16 protein-coding genes are annotated in these 15,954 nt (G+C 72.8%); 9 read left to right on the top strand and 7 right to left on the bottom strand.

Annotated features, from left to right (window positions below):
- Positions 1-23: 23 nt before the first annotated feature.
- Both ACFVXJ_RS24265 and ACFVXJ_RS24270 read right to left on the bottom strand, forming a co-directional pair.
- Positions 24-1,223, bottom strand: coding sequence for a thiolase family protein (locus ACFVXJ_RS24265; RefSeq protein WP_389664633.1), 1,200 nt, complete (start codon positions 1,221-1,223; stop codon positions 24-26).
- A 205-nt stretch (positions 1,224-1,428) separates the two neighbouring features.
- On the bottom strand, positions 1,429-2,406 hold the full coding sequence (locus tag ACFVXJ_RS24270) for a LacI family DNA-binding transcriptional regulator (protein ID WP_389664635.1): 978 nt from the start codon (positions 2,404-2,406) through the stop codon (positions 1,429-1,431).
- A gap of 480 nt (positions 2,407-2,886) precedes the next feature.
- Here ACFVXJ_RS24270 and ACFVXJ_RS24275 point away from each other — a divergent pair, with 480 nt between their 5' ends.
- Positions 2,887-3,702, top strand: a complete 816-nt coding sequence (locus ACFVXJ_RS24275) for an MFS transporter (protein WP_389664637.1) — start codon at positions 2,887-2,889, stop codon at positions 3,700-3,702.
- Between the two features lie 147 nt (positions 3,703-3,849).
- Positions 3,850-4,545, top strand: coding sequence for an alpha/beta fold hydrolase (locus ACFVXJ_RS24280; RefSeq protein ID WP_389664638.1), 696 nt, complete (start codon positions 3,850-3,852; stop codon positions 4,543-4,545).
- 311 nt (positions 4,546-4,856) lie between these two features.
- Here ACFVXJ_RS24280 and ACFVXJ_RS24285 read toward each other — a convergent pair whose 3' ends face one another.
- Positions 4,857-5,609 carry a MerR family transcriptional regulator gene (locus tag ACFVXJ_RS24285; RefSeq protein ID WP_389664640.1) on the bottom strand — a complete coding sequence of 251 codons (753 nt, stop codon included), beginning with the start codon at positions 5,607-5,609 and terminating at the stop codon, positions 4,857-4,859.
- A 47-nt stretch (positions 5,610-5,656) separates the two neighbouring features.
- On the opposite strand from ACFVXJ_RS24285, the gene ACFVXJ_RS24290 reads away from it, so the two are divergent.
- The 3 genes from ACFVXJ_RS24290 (at position 5,657) to ACFVXJ_RS24300 (ending at position 7,554) form a co-directional block, all read left to right on the top strand.
- On the top strand, positions 5,657-6,103 hold the full coding sequence (locus tag ACFVXJ_RS24290) for a DUF6194 family protein (protein ID WP_389664774.1): 447 nt from the start codon (positions 5,657-5,659) through the stop codon (positions 6,101-6,103).
- Between the two features lie 449 nt (positions 6,104-6,552).
- Positions 6,553-7,014 (top strand): nuclear transport factor 2 family protein, encoded by a 462-nt coding sequence (locus ACFVXJ_RS24295; protein WP_389664642.1) that lies wholly within the window; start codon positions 6,553-6,555, stop codon positions 7,012-7,014.
- A 63-nt stretch (positions 7,015-7,077) separates the two neighbouring features.
- Complete coding sequence (locus tag ACFVXJ_RS24300) at positions 7,078-7,554, top strand: type II toxin-antitoxin system PemK/MazF family toxin (protein ID WP_389664643.1); 477 nt, start codon at positions 7,078-7,080, stop codon at positions 7,552-7,554.
- An 86-nt stretch (positions 7,555-7,640) separates the two neighbouring features.
- Here ACFVXJ_RS24300 and ACFVXJ_RS24305 read toward each other — a convergent pair whose 3' ends face one another.
- Complete coding sequence (locus tag ACFVXJ_RS24305) at positions 7,641-8,786, bottom strand: hypothetical protein (protein WP_389664645.1); 1,146 nt, start codon at positions 8,784-8,786, stop codon at positions 7,641-7,643.
- Between the two features lie 237 nt (positions 8,787-9,023).
- Positions 9,024-9,851 carry a TIGR02452 family protein gene (locus ACFVXJ_RS24310; protein ID WP_389664647.1) on the bottom strand — a complete coding sequence of 276 codons (828 nt, stop codon included), beginning with the start codon at positions 9,849-9,851 and terminating at the stop codon, positions 9,024-9,026.
- A 123-nt stretch (positions 9,852-9,974) separates the two neighbouring features.
- Here ACFVXJ_RS24310 and egtA point away from each other — a divergent pair, with 123 nt between their 5' ends.
- Genes egtA through egtD form a run of 4 tightly spaced genes read left to right on the top strand, consistent with a single transcriptional unit; the run spans position 9,975 to position 14,309 of the window.
- A complete protein-coding gene (gene egtA, locus ACFVXJ_RS24315) occupies positions 9,975-11,267 on the top strand; it encodes an ergothioneine biosynthesis glutamate--cysteine ligase EgtA (protein WP_389664649.1) in 1,293 nt (430 codons plus the stop codon).
- Positions 11,264-12,580 carry an ergothioneine biosynthesis protein EgtB gene (gene egtB / locus ACFVXJ_RS24320; RefSeq protein ID WP_389664651.1) on the top strand — a complete coding sequence of 439 codons (1,317 nt, stop codon included), beginning with the start codon at positions 11,264-11,266 and terminating at the stop codon, positions 12,578-12,580. The genes egtA and egtB overlap by 4 nt, the downstream gene beginning before the upstream one ends.
- Entirely contained in the window at positions 12,580-13,338 is a 759-nt protein-coding gene (gene egtC / locus ACFVXJ_RS24325; RefSeq protein WP_389664652.1) for an ergothioneine biosynthesis protein EgtC, read from the top strand. The genes egtB and egtC overlap by 1 nt, the downstream gene beginning before the upstream one ends.
- A complete protein-coding gene (egtD, locus tag ACFVXJ_RS24330) occupies positions 13,335-14,309 on the top strand; it encodes an L-histidine N(alpha)-methyltransferase (protein WP_389664653.1) in 975 nt (324 codons plus the stop codon). Before egtC ends, egtD begins: the two co-directional genes overlap by 4 nt.
- Here egtD and ACFVXJ_RS24335 read toward each other — a convergent pair.
- The gene (locus ACFVXJ_RS24335) at positions 14,192-15,133 is read right to left on the bottom strand and encodes a lysophospholipid acyltransferase family protein (protein ID WP_389664655.1); all 942 of its coding nucleotides are present in this window, start codon (positions 15,131-15,133) and stop codon (positions 14,192-14,194) included. The two genes, egtD and ACFVXJ_RS24335, sit on opposite strands and share 118 nt — an antisense overlap.
- Positions 15,130-15,906: a GNAT family N-acetyltransferase gene (locus ACFVXJ_RS24340; protein ID WP_389664657.1), complete on the bottom strand. Its 777-nt coding sequence runs from the start codon at positions 15,904-15,906 to the stop codon at positions 15,130-15,132. The genes ACFVXJ_RS24335 and ACFVXJ_RS24340 overlap by 4 nt, the downstream gene beginning before the upstream one ends.
- Positions 15,907-15,954 lie beyond the last annotated feature (48 nt).

Raw genomic sequence — 15,954 nt, forward strand, 5'->3', positions numbered from 1 at the left:
GCCCGGCACGAGGGTCAGCAGGATCAGCGCTCCAGGACCAGCGCGATCCCCTGCCCGACGCCGATGCACAGCGCCGCCATCCCCGTACCGGAGCCCGCCGCCGCGAGCTGGTGGGCGACCGAGCCGGCCAGCCGGGCGCCCGAAGCGCCGAGCGGGTGCCCGATCGCGATCGCACCACCGCGCGGATTGACCACCGCCGGGTCCAGCTCCGGCCAGGCCGCCAGACAGCCCAACGCCTGTGCGGCGAACGCCTCGTTGAGTTCCAGCACGGACAGGTCGGTCAACCCCCGGCCGGCCTTGGCGAGCGCCCGCTGGACGGCCTCCACCGGACCGAGCCCGAAGAGCTGCGGCTCGATCCCGGTGACGGCGCTCGCGCTGATCCGGGCCAGCGGCTCCCGGCCGGTGGCGGCGAGCCCCGCCTCGTCCGTCAGCAACAGGGCCGCCGCCCCGTCGTTCAGCGGCGAGGCGTTGCCCGCGGTGACGGTGCCGGAGCCGTCGGTACGGAACGCGGGCTTCAGCCGGGCCATCGCCTCCGGGGTGGAACCCTCGCGGATCGACTCGTCCCGTACCAGGTCCACGCCCGGGTACCGGACGACCTCCGGCTCGTAGCGCCCCTCGGCCCAGGCCGCCGCGGCCTTGCGGTGGCTCTCCAGCGCGAACAGGTCCTGCGCCTCGCGCGTGACGGCGTACTTGTCCGCGACGAGTTCGGCTCCCTCGCCGAGCGAGCCCGTCCATTCGGCGGGCATCCGGGGGTTGGTCATCCGCCACCCCAGGGTGGTGGACCACATCTGCTGGTGCCCGGCCGGGAAGGCGCGCTCCGGCTTCTGCACCACCCACGGCGCACGGGACATCGACTCCACGCCGCCCGCGATGGCCACGGAGGCGTCACCGAGCGCGATGGCACGGGCGGCCTGGATCACGGCCTCCAGGCCGGACCCGCAGAGCCGGTTCACGGTGACCCCGGGGACGGACACGGGCAGTCCGGCGAGCAGCACCGCCATGCGCGCGACGTCCCGGTTGTCCTCACCCGCCCCGTTGGCGTCGCCGAAGACGACGTCGTCGATGCGGGCCGGGTCGAGGTCGGGCGTACGGTCCACCAGCGCGCGCACCACGTGGGCGGCCAGGTCGTCCGGGCGGACGCCGGCGAGCGCCCCGCCGAACTTGCCGATCGGGGTGCGGACGGCGTCGACGACGTAGACGTCGCGGACGGTGCGGATGCTCATGGGGTCTCTCCTGGGCGGATCCGTACGGGCGGGGCCGCGGCGGCGCCGGTGTCGACGCCGGCGCACGGCGCCGGGCACGCCCGGATGGGGCGCGCCCGCAGTCTCCGTCCGCCGATCACCGCCTGTCAACGGCCTGCCGGGCGGCGAGGGGGGCCGAGGGAGGGGTGGGAGAGGTGCGGAAGGGGTGGGAGGGAGGCGGGGCGGCTCAGGTGGACTCGCGCCGGACCGCCACGGCCGCCATCAGATCGTGCCGCTCGGTGATCCGGGAAGGGTCCCGGACCACGCGGTCCACCAGGGCGGCCAAGTGGTCGCCGGTGGGCATCTCGATCTGCACGGTGCTGAGCCGGGGCCGCAGCAGCCGCCCGAGCAGCAGGTCGTCGGCGCCCATGACGGCCACGTCCTCGGGCACGCGCAGACCCGCGTCCTGGAGGGCCCGCATCAGCAGCATGGCGTACTCGTCGTTGTACGCGAAGGCCGCGTCCAGCCCGAGCGTCCGCCAGCGGCCCGCGAGCGCCGCGGCCGACTCCTCGGTGTAGGCCAAGGGCAACGGCTCCACCTCGGCGGACGCCACCGACCGGGCGCCGGCCAGCCGGGGGCCGGAGAACAGCCCCAGCCCCTCCTCCTCGGGGACGATCACCCCGATCCGACGCCGGCCCCGCTCGACCAGGTGGGCGGCCGCCCGGGCGCCGACCTCCGCCTGGTCCATGACCAGCGCGTGCGCCCCGGGAACCTCCTCGGGCCCCAGCGTTATCACCGCCCGGGCCCCGGCCCGCTTGAGCGTGGCGACGTTGTACGCGGAGAGGGCGATCGCCCCGAGCGAGATCACCGCGACCGGGCGCAGCTCGGCCCAGGCGCGGGCGGCCTCGTCACCGGTGAGGCCGAGGCTGCCGTACTGCACCACGGTGTAGTCGAGGCGCCGCAGGGCCCACTGGAGCTCGTTGAGGAACGCGCTGTAGAGGGGCCCGACGGGCACGTCGGAGGTCGGCAGCAGCACGATCCGGGTGTGCCCGGCGCGCAGGCTGCGCGCGGCGGCGTGCGGGACGTATCCCAGCTCCTCGGCGGCCTCGCGGACCTTGCGGCGGGTCGGCTCGCTGATGCGCACGGCTTCCGCGTTGTTCAGCACGTACGAGACCGTCGCGCGCGACACGCCGGCGAGGCGGGCGACGTCGGCGCTGGTCGGCACGGGGGCGGCCGGACCGCCCGCCGAGGGGATGCCCGCTGATGGGGTGCCCGCCGTGTGCGCGTCCCCTGACGGGGTGTTCGCTGATGGGGTGTTCGGTGATGGGGTGTTCGGTGACTGAGGCATTGCCCTGGAATCTTTCCAGACCGGTCGGAGCCGGGGGCCGGCGGATGGCGTGAAACGAATGCTACACAGTGGTTACACGATTCAATGGCACGTGTAACCACCCCTTGCCCAGGACTGCCCAGGAGGGCACCGTGGCCCTTTCCTCCCCCGGCACCGGCAACGCCGCGGCCGATCCCCGCACATCGACACGGCCCGCTCCACAGCGCGGCCTGCTGCCCCTGCTGCTCGTCGGCAACACCGCCATGTACTCGCTCTACACCGGTGTCGCCGGCATCCTGCTCGCGCTCCAGGTCGAGGACATCGACCCGGCCCGCAAGGTCGCCGACTTCGTCCCTCACCTCCGTGGTCCCCGACCAGGTGCCCGTTTCCGCTCGCGGCAAGGCGTCCGCGGCCGTGGGTCTCGGCCTGCCCTTCGGCTCGACCCTCGGCGCGCTGCTCGGGGCCGCCTTCTCCGACCACTACCGCACCGGGTACCTCGTGTCCGGCGTCCTGGTGGCGGGCGCGGCGGTGCTGTTCGCCTCCTGCACCCGTGAGCAGCGGCGCCCGGCGCCGGCGCCGCTGCCGGTCCGGGCGCAGCTCGCCGCATTCGCGAGCGCACTCGGGAACCACGACTTCCGCTGGGCGTTCATCGGGAGGGCGCTACTGGTCCTCGGCTATTTCGCGGTCAGCGGCTACGAGCTCTACATCCTCCAGGACCACACCGTGCTGCCCGACGGGATGGAGCCGGAGGCGGCGGTCGCGCTGCTGCTGCCGCTGACGAGCGTGGCGATGATCGTGTCCACCGTCGTCGGCGGGTGGCTGTCCGACAAGTTCGACCGGCGCAAGCTCTTCGTGGGCGTCTCGGCGTCGCTGTCGGCGCTCGCGCTGATGGTCCCGGCGGTGTCGACCAGTTGGGCGGCGATGCTCGTCTTCGCCGTGGTCAACGGGCTCGCGTTCGGTTGTTACATGGCCGTGGACACGGCGCTGGTGACGATGGTGCTGCCGGCGGCGGAGGACGCCGCCCGGGACATGGGCGTGCTCAACATCGCGAACGCCGGGCCGCAGATCGTCGCGCCGTTCCTCGCCTCCCTGATCGTCTCGGTGAGCGGCGGTTACACCGCCCTGTTCGTGGTCGCCGCCGTGTTGGCGGTCGCGGGGGCGCTCGCGGTGCGGCCGATCCGGGGGGTGCGGTGAGTCTCCGCGGTCCGGCCGTCGTGCCGTGCTGCCTTGGTTGACGAGGTCCACTTCCGACGTCTACGACACTGCCGGCTGACGGCTGACTGACGCGACGACAAGAAACCGACGACAAGAAGACCGACTAGCAGAAGGCTGAGCACCACCGTGAAACTGCACACCCGGACATGGGGCGACGGCGACCGGACCGCCCTCCTCATCCACGGCATGATGGCCGACCACCGGACCTGGCGCCGCGTCGCTCCCGCCCTCGCCGATCGTGGCTATCGGGTCATCGCCGTGGACCTACGGGGCCACGGTGCCAGCGGGCGGGGCGAGTACAGCCCCCGCCTCTTCGCCGATGACGTGGTCGAAACCCTGCCCACCGGCGCGGACCTCGCGCTCGGCCATTCCCTCGGTGGCCTCACGTTGTCACTGGCGGTGGACCGGCTCAAGCCGAAGCGTGCCGTCTTCTCCGACCCGGCCTGGTACTTGGCTTCGGCGGCGGGGTTCGGACCGGAGGTGTTCGCGCGGTTCAAGACGCTGGCGAGCAAGGAGCGGGTGCGGGAGATGAACCCGCGTTGGGACGAGGTCGACGTGGAGATCGAGCTGGAGACCCTGGCGGCGTGGGACGACGCCACGGCCTCGGCCCTGGCGGAACTGTCCACCAGCGACCTCCTCCCGGTGGCCCCGGTCGTCCCGTCCCTGGTCCAGATCGCCGACCCGAGCTTCTTGATCTCACCGGAACGCGCGACGCTCCTCCGGCAACGCGGCTTCGAGGTCCGCCCGGTCCCGGGCGCGGGCCACACCATCCACCGGGACGACTTCGAGGCGTTCATGGCGTCGCTGGAGGGGTGGATCTAGGGGGGAGGAACGGTCGGTGGGTCGTGTTCCAAGGTCTCGGTCTCGGAGATGCCCGACCGACGCCCCGGCAAATTCAGCCCCGCCGGCGTTTGAGGCGCGGGGTCTGGGGCGGAGCCCCAGGGAGCCCCGAGCGCAGCGAGGGGGACCCACCCACGGCGCGACAGATCGCTACGCGCTCCCCTCCGCACAGCGTCTGCGACCCGTCCGGGGCTGGGCATGGGCCGCGATGGATCACGGAACGGCTGACGTGCTCCGGCGCCGAAAGGACCGTCGTGGGCCGGCAACGGCACGGCGACGGGTCGTACGGCCGGTCAGCGAACCGCCGGCGCGCCCTGGGCCGATGTCACGACGGCGGCCAGATCCGCTCCGGCCCGCAGCAGCGCAACGGTTCGGTTGGCGATCCGGTCGAGGCGTCCGCTCAGGACGCGCCGCGCCTCCTCCGGGCCACCGGTCCGGTGGAGGGAGCCCATGACCTCCCGGACTGCGGGAATGCCGTAGCCCGCCCCACGGAGGGCCGCGACGATCCGGGCGGCCCTGATGGCCGGAAGGCCATAGCGGCGTGCCCTTAGCGAGGTCACGCGCTCGGGCGCGACGAGCCCTTCCTCTTCCCAGAACCGGAGGGTCGAGGTACGTACGCCGAGGGCTGCGGCGAGCTCGGTGATCGTCATCGCGTCACCCTCCTGCTCGTGATCCGTGCCGCCTGCCTCCGCTTCGATGGCGCCCAACGCCTGGAGGGCGCGCAGCGCCTCGTCCCGTTCCCGCGCGAGCCGTACGTGTACCTCGTTGACGGCCGAAGCGGCTTGTGTGATCGGCGCCGTGCGAAGCTCCGCGAGCATCCGCCGGGCCGCCACGGGTCCCGTGGCCAACGCGAGTCCACGGTAAGCGCGCAGCGCTTGCACGTGGAGCGGGGTGTAGGAGCGGAAACCGTTGGCCGTCCGGGTGGCTGGGGGAATGACACCGAGCCGCTCCAGGTCTCTGACCTGCTGCACCGAGTAGTGCGACTCCCTGGCTAGGTCGACGGTGCGCAGGACGCCCCCTCGTGAGCCGTTCGATCGCTCTCCCATCGGCAAACCCCACATAAGCACTTGAAGGTGATGCTTGAACCATGAGTATGGAACAGATCATCGCGACCGTGCGTGGCTTCGCCGGCGCGCTCGTTGTCGTCGCCGAGCCGGACAGCGGTGCCCCCGAGGTGGCCTGGGGCGATGCGTTCTTCTTCTACGCCCCCGAAGGGCGGGTGCCGGGGAACGTCCAGCCGTACGGGACCATCGTCAGCAAGAACTATCCGGACGACACCGCTTCCGACCTCGATCCTCCGGACCGCCGGCGGGTGAACGTCCACGTCGACCGCGCCGCGTACCGGGAACTCATCGGTGAGGGGCCGCACGACTACACCGCCGTCGACCAGGTGTTGCCACACCCGGTGTACGGCGCGCTCGGCTGGATCTGTGTCGTCAATCCCGGCGAGCGGACGACGGGCACGCTGCTGCGGCTGCTGCGCAGCGCGCATGACGCTGCGCGTTGCAGATTCGAGCGGCGGCGAGCGGCGAGCGACTGACCGCGTGGACAGCGGGCCTCTCCGCGCCCCAGGCGGGCCGCAGACGCTGTGCGGAGGGGAGCGCGTAGCGGTCTGCGGCGCCGGCGGGTGGGCCCCCTCGCTGCGCTCGGGGCTTATTGGGACTCCGCCCCGGACCCCGCGCCTCAATCGCCGGCGAGGCTGGGTTTCGATGCCCCCCGACCGTTCCCTTCCCCTGGGGGCTTTCCGGCAGTCTTTGGCGTTTCGGGGCGGGACGGACAGTCAAGGGTGGCCGAAGGCCATCGCATCGCGACGCGACGAAGGAGCGCCCTGGACGGGCCGGCACGACACGAAAGGACAGTGGACTGACGGGTCGCCCCCAGCACCACCCCGACACCGCCCCGCTAGATCCAGCCCCCCAAAGCCCCCACCCCGGCGACCCGTTGGCCATGATGGTCGCGACGACCCATCACATCGAGGAGTGTGTACCCATGGCACCCGCGACGCCCACGACACCCGCGGCACCCGCCGACCGCTTCCGCTCAGCCGTCGACGACCGCGACCTGACCGCCCTGGGGGAGTTGCTCACCGACGACGTACGGCTCTACAGCCCCGTGAAGTTCACGCCGTTCGAAGGCAAGGCGATGGTCCTCGCGCTGTTCGGTGTACTGCTGCGCACCTTCGAGGACTTCCGCTACGTCGGCCGCCTGGACGGCGCCGCCGAGAGCAGCGCCCCCGAGCCGGCCGGAGCCGGCGACGCACCCGCCGCGGTGTTGGTCTTCCGGGCCACGGTGGACGGGAAGCAGATCCACGGCATCGATCTGCTGCACCTGGACGCGGACGAGCGGATCAAGGAGATCACGGTGATGGTCCGCCCCCAGTCCGCGGTGCAGGCCCTGGGCCAGGCGGTACTGGCCGGGCTGGTGGCCGACGGTCTGGTCCCGGCCGTATAGGGCGTGGGGCGCGGCGACCGCCGGCGTGCTCACCCCGGGGCCCGAAGCAGTAATCTCACCCGCATGACGGCACTTTCGCACCACGCCGGCGGCGCCGGCAACGATCAGGTGGACCAGCCCGGCCGCGCCGGGCTCACCGCCACCTCCGAGGCCGATCCGCACGCCATCGGCCCGGTCCGCACCGAGTACGCCCCCGACAAGGACGGCGACCCCGACCCCGGCGAGATCGTCTGGACCTGGGTCCCCTTCGAGGAGAACGACGGGCGCGGCAAGGACCGGCCCGTGCTGGTGGTCGCGCGTGAGGCGGGTCGCCGGACGTTGCTCGCGGTGCAGCTGTCCAGCAAGCGGCACGACCACGACCGCGAGTGGGTGCCGATCGGCACCGGGCCGTGGGACGGCGCGGGGCGGGAGTCCTGGGTGGATGTGGACCGGGTGCTCCGGGTGCACGAGTCGGGCATGCGCCGGGAGGCGTGCGCGTTGGACCGGGGCCGGTTCCAGCTCGTGGTGAACCGGCTGCGGGAGCGCTACGGCTGGCGGTAGTCGGGCGGGTCGTCAGGTGACACGGGGGCCCCGTCCGTTGCTCGGGCGGGGTCCCCGGCCGTCCGTCGGAGCCGATGCGGTTGCGGTCAGCCGGCGCAGTGCGCGACGTTGCCGGCGCAGTTGGTGGGCAGGTTGTGGTTGAGCTTGGTGTCCTTGAGCTCCACGACCGCGTTCAGGGCGTTGTTGATTCCGCCGCCGTCCACCGCCGCCCGGTTCTCCACGACGAGCGAGCGGCTGAGGGAGAGCCGGACGGCGGGTACGCGCGCGCTCCCCGGTCCGTTGTTGATGCCACCGCCGTTCCGGCCGGCGGAGTTCCGCTCGACCTTGACCCGCTCCAGGGTGGCGACGCCGAGGTTGTTGATCGCACCGCCGTCGCGGCCCGCCTTGTTCAGCTCGAAGACCGTCTCGCGGGCCTCCAGCGACGCACTGGGGTTGTTGTTGACGGCGCCACCGTCGTAATCCGCCCAGTTGGCGACGAACCGGCTGTCGCTGATCGTGGTGATGCCGTCGTTGTTGATGGCACCGCCGTCGTGTTCGAACGCCTCGTTGTGCGTGAACACGCTGTGCTCCAGGACCCTGAGCGTGCCGTCGTTCTCGATGCCGCCACCGTCGGTGTTGGCCGTGTTGCCCGCGACGGTGGTCTTCCGCAGGGTGACGTTGCCGTTCGCGGCGTTGTAGAGGCCGCCGCCCTGGAGGGTGACGGCGATGTTGTTCAGGATCCTGCTGTCGACCGCGGTGACGTGGCCGTTGTTGTTGTAGATGCCGCCGCCGCTGAGGGCGGCGTGGTTTCCGGAGACGGTGGTGTCCTCCAGCAGCAGTGTGCCCGAGTTGTAGATGCCACCGCCCTCGTCCGAGCTGCCTCCGTTGACGACGATGCCCTTCAGCGTCAGGTAACCGTTCGGCGCCACCTCCAGCAGCCGGAAGGCAGGTACGATCGTGGACCGCATCAGGGTCGAGTCCTCGCCCTTGATGGTGACCCGGCTGGTGATGGGCGGCAGCGCGTCGACACCGGGGACCACGGCGGCCGTGAATCGGTAGACGCAGCGGTGGGCCAGTGAGATCGTGCCGCCGTCGGGATTGCTGTTCGCCTGTGTGATGGCGGTGATGAGTCCTGCGATGTCACCGCACCGCACGTTCAGGGTCAGGGGCTGGGCCACCGCCGGAACTGCCGCGATGCCCAGGCCCAGGCTTGCCACCACAGCGGATCCGGCGAGCACGAGACGCTTCTTCATTCGCTTGTCTTCCTCTCGGTACCCAGGCGGGGCCCCCGCGCCGTCGTCCTGCGTCCAGCCGTGGTGGAGTGGAGTGGGAGGGAAGTGAGGGGCGCCGTCATGACGTGACAGGGGTAGCCCATGGATCCCGGCGTGTTCCCGTACCTGCGTACGGACCCTCCGGAAATTCATACGAATGGTGGCCGCCTCGCGCGGTGCTCCACGCCGAAGGCCGCGCGGCCCGCGGCCGCCCCGTGCTCAGAGCCCCGCGAAGGCCCGCTCGAAGGCCGACCGCGGCGCCGGATCACGGTCGAGGATCCCGAACACCACCTGCTCGAAGACGCCCTCGAAGCGCCCGGTGAGCAGCCCCCGGAAGGCCCCCGCCACCTCCGCCGGGTCGTTGCGGAACACCCCGCACCCCCAGGCGCCCAGTACCAGCCGCCGGTAGCGGTGCAGTGCGGCGACCTCCAGCACCCGCTCGGCCCTCCGGGCGAGGGCGGCCGGGATCTCGGGGGCGCGCTCCGGCTCCTGGCGGCGGATCGTGCCCGCGTTCGGCGCCGGGGAGGTGAGGAAGCCGACCCGGTAGGGGGCCTCCAGCAGGTCGCCCCGGTCATCGCGGAATACGGGGACCCCCGGCGAGTGAATCACCCGGTCGGTGTAGAAGGTGCTGCGGCCGGCGCGGTGCGTCTCGTAGTAGTCCGGCGCCTCCAGCAGGGTCTCGTAGAGGGCCGAGGCGCGGCACAGTGCTTCCTCCTGGGCTTTGGCGCCGCGGACGTATCCACCGCCGGGATTGCGGGCCGAGGCGAAGTTGAGGACCGCGACGGCGGGCTCCGGGTCGGGGTGGGCGGCGAGCCTACGGGCAGCGACCGTGCTGCTCTCTCCCGTGACGTCGACGGTGGTCCGGCCGGTGCCGTTCAGCGGCTGTTCGTCTGGAATGACCTGGTTTGGTCCATATATTCTGGTTCCTGCCTTGGCTTCCGCCAGGGCGGCGGCCAAGGAGATCTGCCGTCCGGAGGGCGTCCGATAACCGCCGGCCGCCAGGATCACCGAGTTGTGCCGCGCGATCTCGCGCAATCTACTGCTCACGCCGTGATCCTGCGGTGCGGGAGCGGACGCGGCAAGGGAATTTGTCCCGCGCGCGCGGGTAGGCACGGGTGACATCCGAGCCGTCGACAAGGACGGCCGACGACAGGAGATGAGGTTCCGGTCATGCGCCAGGACTCACCCGCTCCGCCCTGCCAGCCCGCTCCCGACTCCCCTCTGACCGAAGCCACCGCCGAGGAACTGATCCACGGCATCTGTTTCAAGACCGGTCCGCCGCGGCTGCTCGGCGCCGAGCTCGAATGGCTGGTGGTGGACGCCGAGCGCCCCTGGCTGCCGCTGGACGCCGACCGGCTGACCGCGGCGCACGACGCGGCGGGCTCCCTGCCGCTGCGGTCCCGGTTCACCGTCGAGCCCGGCGGACAGCTGGAGCTCAGCTCCGCCCCCGCCGACTCCCTCACCGCCTGCGTGGACGGGCTCCAGGCCGACCTGGCGGCCGTCCGGGGGGCCCTGCGCGAGCGGGGCCTGGTCCTGCGGGGGCTGGGCCGCGACCCGCGCCGCCCCTACCGCCGGCTCCTCGACAGCCCCCGGTACCGGGCGATGGAGAGCTACTTCGACCGTACGGGCCCGGCCGGGCGCGCCATGATGCGCGCCTCCGCGTCCGTGCAGGTCTGTGTGGACGCCGGACTGGAGGAGCCGGGCCCGCTCGGGCACGGTCGGCGGTGGCGGCTGGCGCACCTGCTGGGCGCGGTGCTGGTGGCGTCGTTCGCCAACTCGCCCGCGCGTGAGGGCCCGTACGCCGGATGGCGGTGCGCGCGGCAGGGGATCTGGGGCGACATCGACGCGCGGCGGGCGCTCGCCCCGCCGTTGGATGTGGAGCCCCGTGCCGCCTGGACCCGGCACGCGCTGGACACCGAGGTGATGTGCGTGTGCTCCGCCGATCCGTCGTGGGAGGTCCCGGGTGGGTTGACGTTCCGCGACTGGCTGCGCTCCGGAGGCCCGCGGCCACCCACCCCGGCGGACCTGGACTACCACCTGACGACCCTGTTCCCGCCGGTCCGGCCGCGCGGCCACCTGGAGCTGCGGATGATCGACGCGCAGCCGGGTGAGGACGGCTGGCTGGTCCCGGTGGCCGTCACGCACGCGCTGTTCGACGACCCCGAGGCCGCCGAGACCGCCTACCGCGCGGTGAAGGCGCTGGCGGACGCGTACGGGGGCCGGCGCGCGCCCCGCAATCCGTTGTGGCGGACCGCGGCCCGGCTGGGACCGGCCGACCCCGATCTGCGTGCGGCCGCCGTCGCCTGTTTCGCGGCGGCCGGGGAGGCACTGCCGCGGCTGGGCGCGAGTTCCCACGTACAGGACACGGTCGGCGCCTTCACCGAGCGCTACGTATTGCGCGGCCGCTGTCCGGCCGACGATCTGGATGAGCGGCAGCCCGCCGGGAAGGAACCGCGATCGTGACCACCGAATCCCGCCCCGCCGTGTCACGTGAGCGGGCGGCCGCGGAGCTGACCGCGGCCCGGGCCCGTACCGCCGCCCTGACCGACGCCGTGACCGACGAAGACCTGACGTCGCAGCATTCGCCGTTGATGTCGCCACTGGTCTGGGACCTCGCGCACATCGGGAACCAGGAGGAGCTCTGGCTGCTCCGCCGGGTGGACGGGCGCGAGTCGATGCGCCCCGAGATCGACCCGCTCTACGACGCTTTCCAGCACCCGCGCTCGGAGCGGCCGAAGTTGCCGTTGCTGGGGCCCGAAGCGGCCCGCCGGTACGCGGCGGAGGTCCGGGGCCGGGTCTTCGACCTGCTGGAGCGCACTCCGCTGGAGGGCACCCCGCTGCTGGACGACGGTTTCGCCTTCGGCATGATCGCCCAGCACGAACAGCAGCACGACGAAACGATGCTGATCACCCACCAGTTGCGGCGCGGCGCCCCGGTACTCACCGCCCCGGATCCCGATCCGCCCCAGGGGCCTCCCCCGGCGGCGGCGGAAGTCCTCGTACCCGGTGGCCCGTTCACGATGGGGACGTCGGCCGAGCCCTGGTCCCTGGACAACGAACGACCCGCGCACGTCCGCGAGGTGGCGCCGTTCTGGATCGACACGACGCCCGTCACCAATGCCGCCTACCAGGCGTTCATGGCGGACGGCGGATACCGGGAGCCCCGCTGGTGGGCCGCCGAGGGCTGGGACCAGATCCGCGCCCACGCGATCGAGGCACCCTTGTTCTGGCACCGGGAGAGCGGGATCTGGTTGCGCCGCCGGTTCGGCGTCACCGAGCCCGTCCCGGACGACGAGCCGGTGCTGCATGTGAGTTGGTACGAGGCCGATGCCTACGCCCGCTGGGCGGGACGCCGGCTGCCCACGGAGGCGGAGTGGGAGAAGGCGGCCCGCCACGACCCGCGCTCCGGGCGCTCCACCCGGTACCCGTGGGGGGACGCCGACCCGACGCCCGCCCACGCCAACCTGGGCCAGCGCCATCTGCGCCCCGCCCCGGCGGGCAGCTATCCGGCGGGCGCCTCCCCGCTCGGGGTGCGCCAGTTGATCGGCGACGTGTGGGAGTGGACCGCCTCGGACTTCCTCCCGTACCCGGGGTTCAGGGCGTTCCCGTACCGGGAGTACTCGGAGGTGTTCTTCGGCCCGGAGCACAAGGTGCTGCGGGGCGGGTCCTTCGCCGTGGCGCCCGTGGCCTGCCGGGGCACGTTCCGCAACTGGGACCTGCCGGTGCGCCGGCAGATCTTCGCCGGCTTCCGGACCGCGCGCGGCGGTGGGGCCTGATGTGCCGTCACCTTGCCTATCTGGGGCCGGAGGTGTGTCTGGGCCGGCTGCTGAGCGAGCCCGAGCACTCCCTGGTCCGGCAGTCCTACGCGCCCCGTCGCCAGCGGTTCGGCACGATCAACGCCGACGGCTTCGGAGTCGGCTGGTACGCGGCGCAGGATCCGGTTCCGGCCCGCTACCGGCGCTCCGGCCCGGTCTGGGGCGATCTGACCTTCGCGGATCTGGCCCGGGTGGTGCGCAGCACGGCGGTGCTGGCCGCCGTCCGGGACGCCACATTGGCCGGGGCGGACGGTGAGGCCGCCGCCTCGCCGTTCGCGTCGGGGCCGTGGCTGTTCAGTCACAACGGGGCGATACGCGACTGGCCGGACGCGGCGGCCCCGTTGGCCGCGGGACTACCGCCGCACGAGTTGCTCCAGTTGGCCGCGCGCACCGATTCGGCGTTGATCTGGGCGCTGGTGCTGCGCCGGCTGCGGGAGGGGGACGGTCTCGGCGAGGCGCTCGCGGGGCCGGTGCAGGAGTTGGCGGCCGCTTCCCCGGGCTCCCGGTTGAACCTGCTGCTGACGGACGGCACGGGCATCGCCGCGACCGCGTGGGGCGACTCCCTCTGGTACCTGTCCGATCCGGCGGCCGGCCGCACGGTCGTGGCGTCCGAGCCGTACGACGACGACAGCCGTTGGATCGAGGTAGCCGATCGCACCCTGTTGACCGCCACCCGTACCCGGGTCGACCTGACCCCGCTCAAGGAGAGCCTGTCGTGAGTGACTTCCAGTTGACCCGTACCCTCGACGAGCACTCGGCGGACACCGCGCTGCGGGCGGACGTGCGCAGCGGCCTGACCCGATCGCCGAAGGAGCTGCCGCCCAAGTGGTTCTACGACGCCCGGGGCAGCGAACTCTTCGAGGAGATCACCCGGTTGCCCGAGTACTACCCGACGCGCGCCGAGCGGGAGATCCTGCTGGGGCGGGCCCGGGAGATCGCCGCGGAGACGGGCGCGCGCACGCTCGTGGAGCTGGGTTCCGGCTCCTCGGAGAAGACCCGGCACCTGATCGAGGCGTTGCCCGAGCTGGAGACGTACATCCCGGTGGACGTGAGCGAGAGCGCCCTGCGGGGTGCGGCGCAGACGCTGCTCGCCGCGCATCCGGGGTTGCGGGTGCACGCCCTGCTGGCGGACTTCACGCGCCCGCTGCGCCTGCCGGAATCGCCCGGTCCGCGGCTGGTGGTGTTCCTGGGCGGCACGATCGGGAACCTGCGGCCGCCGGAGCGCGCGGCGTTCCTGGCGTCGGTGCGGGCGATGTTGTCGCCGGGTGACGCCTTGCTGATGGGGACGGACCTGGTGAAGGACGAGGCGGTGCTGGTGGCCGCCTACGACGACGCCCAGGGGGTGACCGCGGAGTTCAACAAGAACGTACTGGCCGTGATCGACCGTGAGTTGGGCGCGGACTTCCACACCGCCGACTTCGCGCACGTGGCGGTGTGGAACCGGGAGCGGGAGTGGATCGAGATGCGGTTGCGGGCCCGGTCGGAGGTGGTGGTGAAGATCCGGGCCCTGGACCTGGTGGTGCGTTTCGAGGCGGGTGAGGAGATCCTCACGGAGATCTCCGCGAAGTTCCGTCAGGAGGGCGTACGGCGGGAACTGGCCGCCGCCGGGCTGGCGTCGACCCGCTGGTGGACGGACGTGGAGGGGCGTTTCGCGCTGTCCCTGTCGGTGGCCGACGGCCTGGAGGGCTGAGTGGGGATGCCGGGCGGCGTCGGTTGCCCGGTGTCGCCGCGGACGGCTTCCTGAGCGGCCTTCGCGAGGTCCCGTCGGTCCGGGTGCCGGCCCGACGGGATGCGCGGCAGCAGCCGCACCTCGGCCCGTATCCCGCGGGCGCGGGCGATCCGCCACAAGGAGGCGGTCAGCGGATCGTTCCCGACGAAGGCGGGCGCCCCGGCGAGGCGCCCGTCGGCCGCCGACCGGTAGGCGATCCGTACGGGCTGTACGGGGACCCGGGCGTCCAGGGCCGACTGGAACGCGGCCCGCCGGAAGGGGCCTTGGGCTCGTCCGCACCACGTGGACCCTTCGGGGAAGACGGTGACCCGGTCCCCGGCCAGCAGGGACCGGGTGAGGGTGTCGACGGTGTGGGGCAGGGCCCTGATCCGGTCGCGTTCGATGAAGAGGGTGCCGGCCCGGGCGGCCAGGCGACCGAGTACGGGCCAAGCGCCGATCTCGCTCTTGGCCAGCATCCGGCAGGGCAGGACGGCGGCGACGAGGGGGATGTCCAGCCAGGAGATGTGGTTGGCGACGACCAGTCGGCCGCCGTCCGGCCCGGGGCTGCCGTGCACGCTGACCCGTATCCCCAGGGCCCGCAGCAGCGCCGCCGCCCAGACCCGGACGAGGGCGTGGCGGGGGCGCCGCGGCAGCAGCCGGACCGGCGGGGCGGTCAGGGCCGCGAGCAGCGTCAGGGCGGCGGCGCAGGCAAGCCGCGCCACCGCCTGCGGGACGCTCGCCGCCCGCCCCTCGTGGGCCGCGCAGGCTTCGGGGGTGCAGGGCGCGGTGGGCAGCCAGCCGCTCATGCGCCCGGGGCGAGCGACAGGAAGTGGTTGAGGTAGCGCGGGTTGGTGCGGCGCAGCGAGAGCAGGACGTACAGGTCTGCGCAGCCGAACCCGGCGTCGAGTGCGGGCTCGCCGCACACCCAGGCGCCCAGGCGCAGGTAGCCGCGCAGCAGCGGGGGCGCTTCCGTGCGGTCGGGGAAGGTGATGCCTTCGGGGTTCCAGGGGAGGCGCGGGGTGACCCGGTACTCCTCGGGCGCGAGGTGGCGGGTGAGGACGTCGGCGCGGGTGGCGGCGGCCAGCAGGCCGCCGTCGGCCAGCGGGATCGAACAGCATCCGGCGAGCCAGTTGTGGCCGGAGCGGTCCATGTAGCGGGCGAGGCCGGCCCAGATGAGGGCGATGACGGCGCCGTTGCGGTGGTCGGGGTGGACGCAGGAGCGGCCGACTTCGACGAGGTCGGGGCGGATGGGGTCCAGCGCCGTCAGGTCGAACTCGCCTTCGGAGTAGAGGCGGCCGGCGATCGCGGCGCGTTCCGGGGGCAGCAGCCGGTAGGTGCCGACGACCTGTCCGGTGTTCTCGTCGACCACCAGGAGGTGGTCGCAGTAGGCGTCGAAGGCGTCGGCGTCGATGCCCGGCTCGGGGCCGTCCAGGCGGGCGCCGAACTCTCCGGCGAAGACGAGGTGGCGCAGCCGTTGGGCGGCGCGCACCTCGTCCTCGTCGCGGGCGAGGCGGACGGCGTACCGGGGGGTGGTCGCGGGCGGTGCGAGGGGGGACGGGGACAGGGGGGCGATGGTCATGACTGCTCCTGATCCGGGCACGGTGGCCGGGCCGGCGGGTTGGCGGCC

The sequence above is a fragment of the Streptomyces sp. NPDC058279 genome (assembly GCF_042881255.1).
Lineage (GTDB): Bacteria > Actinomycetota > Actinomycetes > Streptomycetales > Streptomycetaceae > Streptomyces.